This window comes from Clostridioides sp. ES-S-0123-01, assembly GCF_020658415.1.
In the GTDB taxonomy this organism is placed as follows: Bacteria; Bacillota; Clostridia; order Peptostreptococcales; family Peptostreptococcaceae; genus Clostridioides.
Genome location: NZ_JACVWD010000003.1, coordinates 559894 through 577204, shown reverse-complemented (window position 1 = coordinate 577204; position 17311 = coordinate 559894). Strand labels below are relative to the sequence as shown.

Below are 17311 nucleotides of genomic sequence, written 5' to 3'. Positions count from 1 at the left end.
GGATGTTTTAAAAATAAAAGACTGCCTTATACAAGACAGTCTACTGATTTTATTATAATTGTAATGGACTGCTCAAACTATTACTTTAAAACAGCCCATATTTTTTTGTATAATTATATTTTTAGCTATAGTAAAGATTTTGTGAAGGATACTCTGGGTCACAAGTTACATCTATACCAAGCTTTCTAAATGTTTGTTCATCATCTCTATTTAATATAGTAGTAGAATGTGCTTGACACCCTTTTAATAAAGCTAACTTTTCCATAGCAAATTGTGCAGTTGGATTAGTTACAGCACAAATACTAAGAGCAGTTAAAACCTCTTGACAACTAAGTGAAACATTTCTACTTGCTAAAGTTTTTGTTTTTAAATTTATAATAGGCTCTAATATTACAGGTGATATTAAGTGCATATCATCAGATATATTAGCTAAATGCTTAATTGCATTCAGTACTGCTGCTGCTGTTCCATTCATTAAGTCAGAACCTTTACCAGTTAATATTGTCCCATCTTCTAATTCTAGTGCCACTACAGGACAAGTATCATTTTTATCAGCATTTTCTTTTAACTTATTACTGTAATTTCTAGCAGGTAAAACAACGTTTCTATCTTCTGGCTTTAAATTAAGCTCTTCCATAATCATTTTCATTCTATCATAAGCACCTTTATCAACTTGTCCCTTTTTATACTCACAAGCAGTTTTAAAGTATCTTCTTATAATTTCTTCTATAGAAGCTTTTCTTATTACTTCATCATCTATTATTCCAAAACCAACTCTATTAACACCCATGTCAGTTGGAGATTGGAAAATTGATTCTTTTCCAGTTATTTTTTCTATTATTTTTTTTAGCACTGGGAATAACTCTAAATCTCTATTATAGTTTACTGACATTTCACCATACGTTTCAAGATGGAATGAATCTATCATATTTACGTCTTTTAAATCTACTGTAGCTGCCTCATAAGCTATGTTTAAAGGATGTTTCACAGGTATATTCCAAACTGGGAATGTTTCAAATTTAGAATATCCAACTACATTTCCTCTTTTATTTTCATGGTATAACTGACTTAAACAAGTACCAAGTTTTCCACTATTAGGTCCTGGTGCTGTTACTACTACAATTGGCTTTGTAGTTTCTATATAATCATTTGCTCCATATCCTTCATCACTAACTATAGTTTCAACATCTGAAGGATATCCCTTTGTTGGATAATGTTTATAAACTTTGATTCCTCTACGCTCTAACTTATTTATGAATACAGTCGTTGCAGGTTGTCCCTCAAATCTAGTGATTACTACACTGTTTACATCTAGCTCATAACCTCTTAAATCATCTATTAATCTTAAAACTTCCATATCATAAGTGATACCAAAGTCACCTCTTATTTTATTTCTTTCTATATCTCCTGCATACACACAAATTACAACTTCAACTTTTTCTTTCATATGTTGTAATACTTTTATCTTTGCATTTTCATCAAACCCTGGAAGTACTCTTTTTGCATGAAGGTCTCCCATTAATTTTCCTCCAAACTCCAAATAAAGCTTGTCAAAATTATTTACTCTTTCTAAGATATATTTAGACTGCTCTTCTAAATATTTTTTGTGGTCAAATCCTATTTTCATCTTAACACCTCACTAAATTAAATTTCTTTTTGATAACAGTATATTTATATATATTTTTTTAGTAAAACATCTTATAAAAAAATGTTAATACTTTTTCACTCAAAGTAATATTATACATTTAAGATTAATTTTTTTCAAGATAGTTTTATGGTAAATAAGATATACTTATATTATTAATAAAATAAGAATATTATATTTAAATATATAAAATATAATATTCTCATCTTAACATTAATTTATTTTAATATCTTTATACATGCTTTATTCTAAATTTAAAACTTTCCTAATATCTTCTATACCTTGATAAACTTCTTGTTTAGAAAAATTCATAGCCTCTAATTCTTCATCAGTTTTTTCCATAAGCATAGTATAAAATTCTATTGCTATATACTGCATATTTTCACTATTTACAGTTTTAGCTTTATCAAATAAAATTTCTTCTGCTTCATTCACATTTCCCTGGAAAACTAATCTTTTCAAAGTTATTAATATAACTTCTTCTTCAGTATTATATACTAAATCTTTCTCTTCATATTCACTGTATTTTTTCCCCAATAAGAATCTTGCAACCATCAATTTTATCTCATTGAAAATCTTATCCACTATAGCCATATTTACATCTCCTATAAATAAAATTTATTTTCTTTTTAATTATACCAAACTTTATAGAAAAAATTATTGTATGTAAATAAAATGATGAATAAATAAATTTTAAATAATAAAAAAAAGAAGGTAGCGGGGGATCTCCGACTACCTTCAAACACTAGATTGTGATTGGTTTGGTATTTTGTTTATACCCACCATAAGCTTTTTTAAATCATTTAAATTGATTTTTTTAGCATCCACATCCTCCATCAAAAACGTCACCACATTCGCAAAGTATTAATAATAATATTAAGAAAGGTATCCATGCACATAAGTCCATCTCAGCCCAACAGTCTTGGAATGCTAAGAATAAGAAAAATAATATTATTATCCACCAAGCACATCCGCCAAATCCGCCTTCACCAAAAAATCTATCCAACATAATATGTTACCTCCTAGTTATTTTGTATGTGGAGTTTCAGCTCCTAAAATATACTATGTTTAAGGTCTTATATTTGCTAATGATTTTTTTAAATTTTTTTATACAATTTTTCAGAAAACACTATTGACTTACACTTAATTTATTTCCATCACTATCTATAACTATCTCTCCATTATAAGTAAGAAAAGTTTTTATATCTAATTTTTTTAATATTTCTAATACTTCTTTATCAGGTTCTTTTTTTTGTGAGCAAGTAATAGCAGCATATTTTGGTGAAATAGATTTTAAAAATGCTTCACTTAATTTATCATACCTTCCATGATGAGGAATTTTCACAAAATCGTATTTTAAAGTATTTTCACTTATAAATTCAGCTAAACGTTCTTCTTCTGCATCTCCTGCAAATAAAAAATTGTGTGTGCCATAATTTATACTAGTGATTATTGAGTAATCGTTTGAACTCTCATACTCACTTTTTAAAGCTGGTTGTATGCTTATATTTGCATTATTAACTACAATATTCATTTTTTCTTTCAATATTATGGGCTCTATACCAGTTTTTTTAAGTGAGTTAACATATTCATCATATTGTTTACTGTCTTTTTTATAATTTGCTTGTATTAAATTATTCACTTTAACACTGGACAACACACTATCAACTCCACCTATATGGTCTTTATCTAAATGAGTTAAAATTAGATAATCAAGTGTATTTATTCCTTTTTCTTTTAACTTATTAACTATTTGTTCACCATCTTTATCTTCTCCTGTATCAATCATTATGGCTTTTTTGCCTATCTCAATTAATATGCAATCTGACTTTCCAGTATTTAGTATAGTAGTTTTAAATGCAGTATTTCCTATATCATTTTGAATATTATTTTGACTCATACTATTTTTCTCACTACCTAAATAAGATTTACTTGTTGACTCTGTCTTACCATTAGCAGTTACATTTACTACAATCAATAGAACTGCAATCAAAGATACTGTTGTAATTAAAAACATGATGTCTTTTAATATTATTTTCTTCATCCAAAAGCTCCTATAAATTTTATTTATTACATATTTATAGTATAGCAATGCTGACATAATAAAATACACCTAGAAAAAGGGCAAATTCTAGGCATATTTGTGGCATTAAATATAACAAATAGTTTAGTTTTATAATTGTAACTAAGTATTTTTTAAAATATTAATTAATACTATCTTTCTAAATTTAAATCTTCAAACTCTTTTATTTTATCATTAGATAAAACACTCTTCTTAGTTGACTGTCCATTTTTTCTATCAAAAGTATTTTTAGCTTTTGCACCTGATAAGAACTTACCAGCTCCATTAATACAGCCTTCTTCGCACATCATTCCTTCTATAAAATTACCTTCTAATCTACCTAATTTAGCCATTGTCATTGTTTTCTTAATTTGTCTTGGTCCAGAAACTTTTATAGGCTCAAAATCAAAACTGATACCTTTTTCAGCAATATAATTTTGTATTGATTTTGTGAGCCCACCAGATGCTCCAAATCCTCTTCCAAAAATTGAACCATCATTTATATCATCATTTGAGCATTTTGACAAATCTACATTAAAAGCTTCAAATAATGCCATTAATTCTTCAAAAGTAAGTACATAATCTACTGCATCTTTTAAACATTCCTCAGTTGCCTCACTCTTTTTTGCAGTACATGGACCTATAAATACTACCTTAGCATCAGAATCAAATTTTTTTACGAATCTTCCTGTAGCTACCATAGGTGATACTGTAGAAGATATTTTATCAACTTCATCTGGGAACATCTTCTCTATATACTTAAAGAAGCCAGGACAACATGAATTGGTCATATACTTATCTCCAGATTTTATTCTTTCAATAAATTCATTACTTTCATGAACTGTAACTGCATCTGCTCCACAAGAAGCTTCTATCATATCTATAAATCCTAGTGATTTTACAGCATTTTTTAATTGTCCATATGTAATATTACTATCAATTTGACCTGTTATTGCTGGAGCTACTATAGCATACATATTTTCTTTTCTTGCAAGTTTTTTTGCAACTGGTGCTATCAAACTCTTGTCACATATTGCTCCAAATGGACAGGCTGACATGCATGCACCACAATTTATACAATTATCTTCATGTATCATAGCCTTCATAGTATCCCTGTTAAAATCTAACGCCCCAGTTGGGCATACACTTTTACATGGTCTTACAACTTCTGAGATAGCATCATATTGACATGAACTTTTACACATTCCACAAGCTTTGCATAAATCATGGTTTATATAAGCTCTTCCATTTATATAAGAAATTGCTCCAAACTTACAAGCTTCTTTACATCTATGTGCCAAACACCCTCTACAAAGTTCTGTTACTGTAAATTCATTTATTGGACATCTATCACATGCAGCTTCTACTATATACATAATTTGCTCATTAGAACCTAAATTTACTGAATCTGGATTTATATTTTCATATTTAGCATTTGGTGTCAAACTCAGTGCAAGCTGTGCTCGTTCAAGAACTACCTCTCTCTCTTTATAAACGCAACATCTATATCTTGCTTTCTCTCCTTTAATTATTTCATATGGAATTTTTTCTATATTTTCTTTTGTTAAATTTTCTTCAATTGATAACTTTGCTACAACTGTTAAAACTTCATGTTTTAATCTTTTTAGCTGTGTTTCGAACTCAAACATAAGTACTCCTCCCTATAAGTCACCTATTTCACCTATATTTATACTATTATGTATATTGTATTTTTTATTTATTTCCATAAATTATTATAACACAGGCATGGTTTTTGTTAAGTTATATACAAAATATTATATATCTAATTTTTATTTTAAGTACTTAAACATCTTGATATAAATCTAAATAAAAATAGAGTTATCCTAATGTTAAATTACAACTTAGAACAACTCTATTCTCCATCTATATTTTTTATGATTATCTATAGATTTATTTTTCTAGATTTATATCACTAAAATCTTTTATTTTTGTATTTGCTAAAACACTTTTCTTAGTTGATTGAGAATTTTTTCTATCAAATGTAGCTTTAGCTTTTGCGCCTAGTAAGAACTTACCAGAACCATTAATACATCCACCTTCGCACATCATACCTTCTATAAAGTTTCCTTCTAATTTCCCTAAATTAGCCATAGTCATTGTCTTCTTAATCTCTCTTGAACCAGAAATTTTTACAGGTTCGAAATTAACTCCAATACCTTTTTCAGCAAGATAATTTTCTATAGCTTTTGTAAGTCCACCAGCAGCACCAAAGCCTCTTCCAAATATTGATGCATCATCTATATCTTCATTTGAACACTTAGCTAAGTCTATATCAAAGGCTTCAAATAGTGCCATTATTTCTTCAAAAGTTAGTACATAGTCAACAGCTCCTTTTAATTCCTTTTTAGCTGCTTCATTCTTTTTAGCTGTACAAGGACCTATAAATACTACTTTTGCATCAGGTTCATAATTTTTTATAAATCTTCCACTAGCTATCATAGGAGATACAGTAGAAGATATTTTTCCTACAAGGTCTGGGAATGTCTTTTCTATGTAACCAACAAATCCTGGGCAACAAGAGTTTGTCATAAAAGTGTCTCCTTTTTCCATTCTTTCAGCAAACTCTAAACTTTCATGAACTGTAACTGCATCTGCTCCACAAGCTGCCTCTAGTACATCGACAAAACCTAATGATTTTATAGCATTTTTTATTTGACCATATGTAACATTTGCTTCAACTTGACCTGTTATAGCTGGAGCTACTACTGCGTACATTTTTTCTTTTTGTACTAATTTTCTAGCTACTGGAGCTATCAAACTCTTATCAGATATCGCTCCAAATGGGCATGCTGACATACAAGCACCACAGTTTAAACATTTATCTTCATGTATCATAGCTTTCATATTTTCTCTATCAAACCCTAAAGCATTAGTTGGACATACGCTCTTACATGGTCTTACAACCTCTGAGATGGCATCATACTGACAAGCTTTTTTACACATTCCACAAGCCTTACATAATTCATGATTTATATAAGCCATTCCTCCAACATGTGTAATAGCCCCAAATTTACAAGCTTCTTTACATCTATGTGCTAAACAACCTCTACAGATATCAGTTACTGTAAATTCATTTATTGGGCAACTATCACATGCTGCTTCTAAAATATATATTATTTGTTCATCTTCTCCTACATCCATTGTATCTAAATCTATTTTATCTTGACCTGGCAATAGTCCCATACTTACATTTACTCTTTCAGATATTATAGCTCTTTCTTTATAAACACAACATCTGTATGTAGGTTTCTCGCCTTTTATTATTTCATATTGAATATTATCCATTGCTTCTCTTGTAAGGTTATCTTCTTTTCCAAGCCTAGCTATTGCAGTTAAAACATCATGTCTTAATTTGTGTATTTGTGTTTCAAATTGAAACATGTTAATACCACCCCCGTAAATAATTTTATACGGTATTATTATAGCATAATATTTCCTTTTATTAATATATATGTAAAATATTATATATTTAATTTTTATTTTATCGAATTCATATATTGTTTTTTTATTTTATTATATAATAATAGTGATATTTCTGAAATTTCACTATTTTTAATTTTTATTTTTAACCTATTTTATAATATTTTTTATTATTTTTTTAAATTTTATTTTTTATTTTTCAATTTATATATTACATTTTTTGATATTAAATTTACCAGACTCTCTCAGATTTCTATTTTATTTTCTTTCATTATTAATATATTTTTTAATAAATTTTTTTAAATTATAAAATTGATTAACTTTTTTTAAAATTTCAATTGCTTTTTTTTAAAATTTATGCTATATTAATAGAACAGACTTAATTTATTTAGTTTGTATTTTTTAATAAAGCGGAGGTTTTTTTATAATGAAAAACGGAATAGTAAAATGGTTTAATAGTGAAAAAGGATTTGGATTCATATCAGTAGAAGGAGAAGATGATGTTTTTGTACATTTCTCAGCTATACAAACTGATGGATACAAAACTTTAGAAGAAGGCGAAAAGGTTAGCTTTGATATAACTCAAGGTAATAGAGGACCTCAAGCTGAAAACGTAAATAGAATATAATTATTTAATTTAAATATATATATTTTAGAAAAAGGAGCTACATAAGGCTCTTTTTTATTGTTTAAATTTATTGTTTAAAAAATAAAGAAGTTACCTTAAAAAAGTGCTAAGCTTAAAACAACTTATTTAAAGTAACTTCTTTATTTTATAGTATATTATTTATACAGACTTCTCTACCTAAATTTACTTGATATTATTAAACATAATTCTCTCAATACTTTGCATGCTATAACTGTTGATACTCCTGTCGTATCATAATCAGGGCTAAGCTCTACAATATCACAACCAACTATATTTATATTAGATTTTTTTATAATCTTAAAAACATCTTGAAATTCTCTATAATTTATACCACCAGGTTCTGGCGTGCCTGTTCCTGGAAATACAGATGCATCCAACACATCTAAATCTATAGTTAAATAAACATTTTTCCCATTCAATTTATTAATTATCTTTTCAAATGTATTTATTCCACCGACTTCCATATAGGTATGTTTTTGTTCTATTGCAAACTTAAATTCTTCTCTTGTTCCAGACCTTATTCCAAATTGAAATATTTTATCATCTCCAACAATATCCCATACTCTTTTAATTACTGTTGCATGAGAATTTTTACTGTTATTATATTCTTCTCTTAAATCTGTGTGAGCATCAAAATGAATTACATACACATCATTATACTTCTCATAAACTGCTTTAAAGGCTGGTAAAGTAACTAGATGTTCTCCACCAATCATAAATGGAATCTTTAAATCTTCAACTATACTAGCAGTTTCATCATATATTTCTTTCAAAACTTGTTCTGTATCTCCAACACTAATTTCCAAATCTCCATAATCACATATATTATAATCTTCTAAATCCAAGTCTAAAAAAGGACTATATGTCTCAAGACCATAAAATTCTTTTCTCATTGAGCTACTTGCAAATCTAGCTCCAGGTCTATTTGAAGTAGTTCCATCAAACCCTACTCCAAACACTATCAGATTTGATTCTTTATAACTTTTATCCATACCCATAAATGTATTTATATGATAGAAATTACTCTTCATTTAGCATCTCCTTTACATATTGAGGTAACATAAATGAACCTAAATGGATATCACTATTATAATACTTCGTTTTTAAATTTAATTTTTCCCAGCCATCTCTATCTTGATTCTTTATTGGGTCTAGTTTTTTTGAAGCAAAGCCAAATAACCAATGTCCAGATGGATATGTTGGTATATGTGCTTGATAAACTTTAGCTATTGGAAATATCCCTTTTAACTTATCGTTGGCTCTTTTCATTTCCTTAGCATTAAACTCAAAATAAGGACTTTCACTTTGATTTACTAAAATTCCATCATCAGTTAGTATTCTATAACAATCTCTATAAAAATCATTTGAAAAAAGTCCTTCTCCTGGTCCTATTGGGTCAGTTGAATCTACTATTATCAGGTCATAAGATTTGTCATAAGCTTCCTTAACAAATTTAACTCCATCTTCAAAATATAAATTTACTCTTTCATCATCTAATTTACATGAACATATATCTATATACTCTTTAGACACATCCACAACCATTTTATCTATTTCAACCATATCAATTTTTTCTATTTTAGGATAACGACTTAACTCTCTTACTGTACCACCATCTCCACCACCTATAACTAAGACTTTTTTGATATTTAGATTTGTAGCCATAGGAACATGAGTTATCATGTCATGATATATAAACTCATCTTTATATGTCACCATCATTAAACCATCTATTGTCAGAAACTTACCAAATTCCTCACTATCAAACACATCTATTCTTTGAAATTCAGATTTTCCTTCAAACAAATGTCTATCTACTTTTATAGAAAATCTTACATTTTTTGTCCATTCCTCTGTATACCAAAGTTCCATATAATAATCCTCACTTTCATTTATCTATTTTACGTTTATACTGCTTCAGGTTTATGAGTGATTTTACCTAAATCTTTTTTTGAATATTTTTTTATTTTTGTTGTCAATCCTCTTGGAATTTCTGTAGACTCACTTCTTTCTGATTTTAGAAGCTGTTCCAATAATTCAAAACTTTTCCATGGGTCTATATCACCACAAGTGAAAAAATCCGCCGCTGCATAACCATATTCAGGCCAAGTATGTATTGTCAAATGAGATTCAGCAATTATTACAGCACCTGAAACCCCCCAAGGATTAAAATGGTGAAATACAGAATCAACAATTGTAGCCTTTGCATTTAATGCTGAATCATTCATAAAATTTTCTATAAGATGTGGGTCTTTAAGTATACTCTCATCACAGTTATAGTATTCTACTAGTATATGTCTTCCTAGTGTTTCAAATTTCATTTCAATCCCAACTCCTTTTACATATTTATATGTACTATTGTATTTATCCAATAACACAATTTATTTTATAACGAGTATTGTATCTAAGTTTTTATCTTGCATATCAGTCAAATATGCATTACTCTTTTTTAAAAAAACAATATACTCCATAATTTCTTTTGTTATTAATTCTCCTGGAGTAACAATTGGTATGCCTGGTGGGTATGCCATTATTGATTCTCCACAAATTCTACCTATGCATGACTTAATATCTATGCTTTCTTTAGATGCATAAAAAGCTTCTCGCGGATTAAGCTCAATAGTTGGATTTATTTGAATCATATTAAACTCATTTAACTTGGTTTCTTTTCTATAATTTTTTTCAATTATAGAAAGAGCCTTAACCAATCTGTCAATATCTGATTTGTTGGTTCCAATAGACACAAGTGCCAAGATATTGTACAAATCGCCTAGTTCTACTTGAATTGAAAACTTTTTATACAACAAATCATACACTTCAAAACCAGTTAAATTTAACCCTTTTACATTTATACATAATTTAGTTTCATCTATAAATTTAACACCTTTTCTTTTTAATATTTCGGTAGACAAAACATCTATTCCATCTATTTTATTTAATCTAGCTTTTGCATATCTAGATAAATTTAATGCTTTTGATAATTGTTCTTCTCCATTTTCAACTAGGTTAACTCTTGCTCCATCTATACTTGCCATAAGTAAATAAGATGCAGATGTAGACTGTAACATGTTGATTGACTGAAGTACTTTTTCAACTCTTATATTTTCTCTATTCAATAAAAGTGCTGAAGATTGTGTCAATGCTCCTCCAGTTTTATGTATACTTACAGCCACCATATCTGCTCCTAAACTTATTGCAGAAGGAGGTAAATCTAAATGAAATGGAAAATGAGCACCATGAGCTTCATCTACTAATACTAAAAGATTATTTTTATGACATAATTCTATGATGCTCTCAAGGTCTGCACAAGCACCATAATAAGTTGGATTAAGTAAAAATAAAGCTTTTATATCGCAGTTTTTTTCTATTTCCTCTTCAACTTTATCAATAGTAATATTTAAACTTATACCTAATTGCTCATCAAATTCTGGTTGTATAAATATTGGTATTCCTCCACAAAGTATTAAAGCATTTATTACTGACTTATGAATATTTCTTGGTAGCAATACTTTTTCTCCTGGATTTATTACACTTAAAATCATTGCATGTATTGCTTGTGTAGTACCATTAGTTATAAAGAATGCTTCATCAGCCATATAAGCCTGTGCTAATAAATCTTGTGCATTTTTTATGACTCCAGTTGGATTAGATACATTATCCATAGTGGGTGATGAGTTTATATCCATTTTCATGAGATTTTCACCTAGATATTTATTTAATATATCTACACCTCTATTTTTCACATGTCCAGGTACATCAAAGCAAGCTATATCTCTTTTTGAATATTCTTTTAATGATTCCAATAATGGAGCACATTCATAGCTCAATTCAACTGCATTTGCGAACTCACTGTCCATGACTTTAAATTCATCCCCTCTCTATATTCTAATATTTTCATTGTTTTTATTTATTATTTCTATTTTTTATTTTTACTTTTATTAAACTCATGATATTTATTATATTAACAAACGAGTATTTTTACAAGTATTTTTTTATTTCATATCAAAAACCTATACCTTAGTGTTATCAATATTTATAAACTTTTATATTTTTTATTGTTTATATTAATTTTTTTTAAAATTAGTATTTGTAAACTTTCTTATTTTTAGTCAATTTCTTATTTTTATTTTTTTCAAGTTTTACTAACGCTTTAAGTTTAATATTTTTAATTAGTATGTATTCTATTACTAAACTTTTATACTATTTTTATTTTATATATTAAAATCCATAGTTTAGTGTAACTAAATAATTTTCATATTTGTAGATTTAAATTTTTTATAAAAATTATTAAAATTTAATCTAATACTATAGAATAAATTCTATTTATGCAAACAAAAATAGAGTAGTAAATAAATTCACTACTCTAGATTTATAGTATCATAACATTATAGACTTATAGCATTTTTTGTACATTCCTTTATATTTGCTACTTTACTCATAATTATAACTGTTAAAAGTTCTGAAACAGCCATACTTACCCATATTCCATTTACTCCAAATAACTTAGAAAAAACAAGTAGTATAATTGGCAACAGTAGGATTGAACGTAAAACGCCTATAATATTAGAATGTACTGGCATTTCTATCGCCTGATAATACATCATAGTTGTCAAATTCTTCCCAATCATAAGATAGGCTAAATTAGCCATATTAAGTGCAACATAGGCCATTAAAATAATTTCTCTATCACTTGTAAATATTTTTATAATTTCTTTTCCAAATAAAAAACATATTACTGTAAACATTATAGATACAAAGAAACTCATTTTTGTTGCCATATTATAATAGCCTAACATTTTTTTACTTTCTTTAGAACCAAAATTATAGCTTATAAGTGGTTGAACACCTAAAGTTATACCCATTAAGAGATTATAAATATTAGTAGTTACATAGTTTACTACAGCATAAGCAGAAAGACCTACATCTCCAACAACTCTTGTCAAAACTATATTATGTGCAAGTATAATTATTGAAAAAGCACTCTCTGCAAAGAATGAGGGAAATCCTATATTAAATAATTCTTTTAAAACATCCTTTTCTATCTTTGCTGAACCAAAAGATAACTTACCTTTTTTAAACATAAAATGAGGTAACATTATTAAAAGTGTGGATAGTTGACCTAAGCCACTTGCAATTGCTGCACTTTTTACACCAAATCCAAGCTTAAATATAAATAGATAATTTAAAGTTATATGAAATATTGTTCCTGACACAGTAGCTATCATAGCAAGTTTTGGTCTTCCATCATTTCTTAAAAAACTACAAAAAACAAGACCTAGCAAATTTGGTAGACAGAAAATAGCATAAAATGTTAAATATTCAGAAGATAATCCTACTAAATTTTCTGTTGCTCCCATAATTCTAACTATATGCTCTGAAAAAAGTATACAAATTATTGTAAGAGATAAACTACCTATTATTAAGATTTTTATCACTTGTCTAAATATATTTACAGCCCTTTCATCATCTCTAGAACCAAATTTTTTGGAAACTAGTACTCCTCCTCCAACTGCCATTAAACTGGATAATCCTAAAAATACCATTACAAGAGGCATTACTATACTAACAGCTGTAAGTGCTGAATCGCCTAGTCCTTTTCCCAAAAATATTCCATCTAATATTGTATTAAATGATGATACAAACATAGCAAGAGCTGATGGTATAGCATACTCTAAAAATTTTTTTGCCATTAAAAATCTCCCTCCCATAGATTATTATAATAAATATTATTTCACTATATAAAATACTAATCTATCCTCTGAGGGTAGAGTCAAGTTTTTTTGTATACTATTTTTTTCTTATTTCTAATTGAACCAATGTCTTTTCTTTTGTATCTGAATCTACTCTGGAAAGCATCCATATTTCATTAAAATTTCCAACAAGTTCTATATTATTATTCTTTGCATAATCTATTATTTTTTGATAATAATCATAGGCATTATTCCAATTATCATCATATATAATTGTTAAATATTCACCTGCTGGTAAAATATGCTCATTCTCATATTCTTCTCTTTCTTTAAAATCTACTATATCATCATATAATAATGCTTTACCTTCTTTGATTACTTTCTCATATGAAATACTACCTGAGATTATAGGATATACATCATTATACTTATCTTGAATGTGTAAAATAATATGTCTCAGATACATCTCAAGTTCCACTTCATCCTTTGAATTACATTTATATACATTTACTTTTCTTTCTTTATTGTATTTTATAAATACATTATTTAAATCATATTTTAACAGTTCATTTACTTTAAATTCTATATCATTTAGATAATTTTTCACATCTGATAGTTCTTTTATTTTATTTTCTATCATTTTATTTTGTCTATCAATTGTATTCATCATAGAATCAATTGAACTGTCTGAATCAATTAATTTTTTTATATCTTCAAGAGCCATCCCCATAATCTTACAGTACTTAATTACATCTATACTCATAAATTGTTCTCTTGAATAATACCTATATTTATTTTCTTGATTTACATATGCTGGTTTTAATATACCTACTTTATCGTAGTATCTTAGAGTTTTTATTGATAAATCAAAAAGTCTAGACACTTCTCCTATTGAAAAATATGTTTTTATATTATCCCCTCCCTTTATATTTTGCATTAAAATAGTACTACATTAACCTATAAATATCAATATAAAATTAATTGTATTTTTAATTAATTTTATATTGATATTTATATATTAAAAATAATAAAATAATGATAGAATTATAAAAAAATAAGAGAAGCTTTTAAAAGCTTCTCTTATTCCATCTCTGCTATAGGTATCGTTTTCCAATGTTTTCTTAAAATTGCTTCAACATTTTCTGAATCCTTTGCTCTCATAAACTTCACTGCCTCAATATGTTGATTATTGCTGTAAGTTAGCATTTTATACAATTCTTCTTCATTGTCGCTAGTATATGACTTTGACATAAAATTATATCTAAGAGAGTTCAACATATTTATTAACACCTGATTATCTGATTTTGCTATGTATATATCGTGAAATTCATTGCTTAGTTTTAAGTAGTTATTGTAATTTTTATACTTTATAGAGATAGCCATCATTTCTGTTAACTCGTCCATTTTTATTAAATCTGATTCAGTTAAATTTTCTAAAGATGAAGAGCCTGCTAACGCATCTAACATACCAATTACAGAGTATGTGTCTAGTTTTTCCTTTTCCTGAAACTCTTTTACCACAAATCCCTTATTAGGTATCTTTTCTAGTAAATTTTCACCTGCCAACCTCGTTAGTGCTTCCCTTGCTGGTGTTCTACTAACTCCAATAGAGTTACAAATTTCAGATTCAGTAATTCTCTGATTAGCTTCATACTCTCCATTTTGGATTTTTTTTGATATATAGTCATAGACTTGAGTTGTAAGTGGATCTACTTTCATAAGACACTCCTCCATATTAAGATTATAAAAGTTAAATCTCCCTACAACTTCAGTAGAGAGGTTTTGTTTTATCTTACTTATCTATATAATATCATAACTTCTATATTTTTTACACTTCTTTGTATATTTTGAAATACTAAAATTTTTATGATAATTTAAAACAAAAATGTAGCAAAACCTTTGATAAATCAAAATTTTTGCTACATTTTTATTTTTAACTTAAATTATTATACTTAAAATACACTAAAAATAATAAATGATTTAGAATCCATATGGATTTTTAATTCATTGTTTTCTATCTGTATATTTTTATTTATATTTTTAAGATTATACTTTATAGGTATTTCCTCTATAAAGTTACCTTCTATATTTAATGATATATTTTCAGGATTGTTACTTCTATTTATTAAAATCAGTATCCTATCATTATATTCATTAAATCTTATAAATGCAAACACATTGTCATTTTTAGTATATATAAATTCTGTTTCTCCAGAACTTAAAATTTTATTTTTATTTCTGATTTTTATAATATTTTTATAAAAATTTAACATATCTTCATCTTCATTTTTCCATGGATATGTTCTTCTATTGTCTGGGTCTACATCTCCACAAAGACCTGCCTCATCTCCATAGTATATATATGGTACTCCTTCAAATGTCATCTGCGTAGCTACAGCAAGTTTCATCAAATCTATATCATTATTTAATTCAGTTTTAGCTCTTGTGACATCATGTGTTCCAATTAAATTTAAATTAGACTTAAATGATTCTTCTGGATAATTTTCTTTAATTTGCATATATTTATTGCTAAGTTCATATGAATTAATTTCTCCTTTTAAAAATGAAAACATATTATTTCTAAATGGATATCCCATAACAGAATCTAATTCTTCACCTAATAAATAGCTTCTTCTTTGACCATAACTAATCTTATTTGAGGCATCTTCCCATACTTCCCCTATAAGTATAGAGTCATTATCAGCTTCTTTTAGTTGCTTTCTCAGCTCTCTTATAAACTCAGTTGGCAGTTCATCTGCAACATCCAATCGCCATCCTTTAATCCCCATATTCATCCATTTGTTTATGACACTATCCTTGTCATATATTATATAATCCATATAGCTTTTTTCTAATTCATTTGTATTTGGCAAGGTCTTTATATCCCACCAACTTTTATATTTATGAGGAAATTCTTCAAACACATACCATGAATAATATGGTGATTCTTTTGATTGATATGCACCTAAACTATCATAATTTCCATACATATTAAAATACTTACTATCTGCTCCAGTGTGACTAAAAACACCATCAAGTACTATTGATATATCTTTTTCTTTTGCTTTATCAATTAATTCTTTAAATGTATCTTCATCTCCAAACATAGGGTCAATCTTTTTATAATTTCCTGTGTCATACTTGTGATTACTAGAAGCTTCAAATATAGGACTCAGATATAATATACTCACTCCTAATTTTTTTAGATACCCAAGTTTATTAATTATTCCCCTTAAATTTCCACCATGAAAATCCCATCTTATAATATCCCCTCTATTATCCTTTATGTACATAGGTATATCGTCCCAATTGCCATATATAAAGCTGTTTTTTTTAGGATTATCAACCTTCCCATTACGATTTCCATTGTTAAATCTATCTACAAATATATGGTAAAGTACTCCTTCTTTGTACCAGTTTGGCACTTTAAAGTCTCTATAAACAGTAATTTGATATTTATTGATATCATTATAATTATATTCACAAGTGTATCCATTTTCTCTATTCTTTCCATAGAATACAGTCTTTTTCTCACCATTTATTTCAGCAATCACTTTAAAATAATAAAAATAAACACCAGTTGTATCAAATTTTCCAACCTTACAATAAAAATACTTTCTAAGTGTATTATTGTTTAATTCTTCATTTAAAATTATTGTTTTTGATTCATCTTCTTTGTTTATTTCTAGGGAAATAGACTCAACATTATATCCTTCATTTACTTTGACATTAATCATCAATTCTTCATCAAATTTTAAAGCTCCAAACGGAGCCTTAAAATTTTTATCCCAAGAGTTATATTCTATTATGTTTTGCATTTATAA

Annotated in this window: 15 protein-coding genes; 1 reads left to right on the top strand and 14 read right to left on the bottom strand. The window is 27.5% G+C overall.

The features are described 5' to 3' along the window. Positions 1 to 121: 121 nt before the first annotated feature. The 6 genes from IC175_RS09595 to IC175_RS09570 form a co-directional block, all read right to left on the bottom strand. A complete protein-coding gene (locus IC175_RS09595; RefSeq protein ID WP_227436738.1) occupies positions 122 to 1627 on the bottom strand; it encodes a DUF1846 domain-containing protein in 1506 nt (501 codons plus the stop codon). Positions 1628 to 1888: 261 nt separating this feature from the next. After that, complete coding sequence (locus IC175_RS09590; protein WP_227436740.1) at positions 1889 to 2239, bottom strand: DUF6483 family protein; 351 nt, start codon at positions 2237 to 2239, stop codon at positions 1889 to 1891. Between the two features lie 223 nt (positions 2240 to 2462). Next, the gene (locus IC175_RS09585) at positions 2463 to 2654 is read right to left on the bottom strand and encodes a hypothetical protein (RefSeq protein WP_003418667.1); all 192 of its coding nucleotides are present in this window, start codon (positions 2652 to 2654) and stop codon (positions 2463 to 2465) included. Between the two features lie 120 nt (positions 2655 to 2774). Continuing rightward, a complete protein-coding gene (locus tag IC175_RS09580; protein WP_227834710.1) occupies positions 2775 to 3689 on the bottom strand; it encodes a ComEC/Rec2 family competence protein in 915 nt (304 codons plus the stop codon). Between the two features lie 170 nt (positions 3690 to 3859). After that, positions 3860 to 5356, bottom strand: coding sequence for a 4Fe-4S dicluster domain-containing protein (locus tag IC175_RS09575; RefSeq protein WP_227436744.1), 1497 nt, complete (start codon positions 5354 to 5356; stop codon positions 3860 to 3862). Positions 5357 to 5618: 262 nt separating this feature from the next. Continuing rightward, on the bottom strand, positions 5619 to 7109 hold the full coding sequence (locus tag IC175_RS09570) for a 4Fe-4S dicluster domain-containing protein (protein WP_227834711.1): 1491 nt from the start codon (positions 7107 to 7109) through the stop codon (positions 5619 to 5621). Between the two features lie 466 nt (positions 7110 to 7575). On the opposite strand from IC175_RS09570, the gene IC175_RS09565 reads away from it, so the two are divergent. Beyond that, positions 7576 to 7776, top strand: coding sequence for a cold-shock protein (locus IC175_RS09565; RefSeq protein WP_227436749.1), 201 nt, complete (start codon positions 7576 to 7578; stop codon positions 7774 to 7776). A 173-nt stretch (positions 7777 to 7949) separates the two neighbouring features. Here the strand turns inward: IC175_RS09565 and speB are convergent, their stop codons facing one another. From speB to IC175_RS09525, 8 genes are all read right to left on the bottom strand, one after another. Next, positions 7950 to 8828 (bottom strand): agmatinase, encoded by an 879-nt coding sequence (gene speB / locus IC175_RS09560; protein WP_227851459.1) that lies wholly within the window; start codon positions 8826 to 8828, stop codon positions 7950 to 7952. Further along, positions 8818 to 9669 (bottom strand): polyamine aminopropyltransferase, encoded by an 852-nt coding sequence (gene speE / locus IC175_RS09555; protein WP_227436752.1) that lies wholly within the window; start codon positions 9667 to 9669, stop codon positions 8818 to 8820. The genes speB and speE overlap by 11 nt, the downstream gene beginning before the upstream one ends. A 35-nt stretch (positions 9670 to 9704) precedes the next feature. Beyond that, entirely contained in the window at positions 9705 to 10118 is a 414-nt protein-coding gene (gene speD / locus IC175_RS09550) for an adenosylmethionine decarboxylase (protein WP_227436754.1), read from the bottom strand. A 60-nt stretch (positions 10119 to 10178) separates the two neighbouring features. Beyond that, entirely contained in the window at positions 10179 to 11654 is a 1476-nt protein-coding gene (locus tag IC175_RS09545) for an aminotransferase class I/II-fold pyridoxal phosphate-dependent enzyme (protein ID WP_227845904.1), read from the bottom strand. Between the two features lie 528 nt (positions 11655 to 12182). Further along, a complete protein-coding gene (locus IC175_RS09540; RefSeq protein ID WP_227482951.1) occupies positions 12183 to 13487 on the bottom strand; it encodes an MATE family efflux transporter in 1305 nt (434 codons plus the stop codon). A 97-nt stretch (positions 13488 to 13584) separates the two neighbouring features. Further along, the gene (locus tag IC175_RS09535; RefSeq protein ID WP_227436759.1) at positions 13585 to 14424 is read right to left on the bottom strand and encodes a MerR family transcriptional regulator; all 840 of its coding nucleotides are present in this window, start codon (positions 14422 to 14424) and stop codon (positions 13585 to 13587) included. A gap of 143 nt (positions 14425 to 14567) precedes the next feature. Then, the gene (locus IC175_RS09530) at positions 14568 to 15206 is read right to left on the bottom strand and encodes a GntR family transcriptional regulator (protein WP_227436760.1); all 639 of its coding nucleotides are present in this window, start codon (positions 15204 to 15206) and stop codon (positions 14568 to 14570) included. 233 nt (positions 15207 to 15439) lie between these two features. Next, positions 15440 to 17305: a glycoside hydrolase family 13 protein gene (locus tag IC175_RS09525; RefSeq protein WP_227436761.1), complete on the bottom strand. Its 1866-nt coding sequence runs from the start codon at positions 17303 to 17305 to the stop codon at positions 15440 to 15442. Positions 17306 to 17311 lie beyond the last annotated feature (6 nt).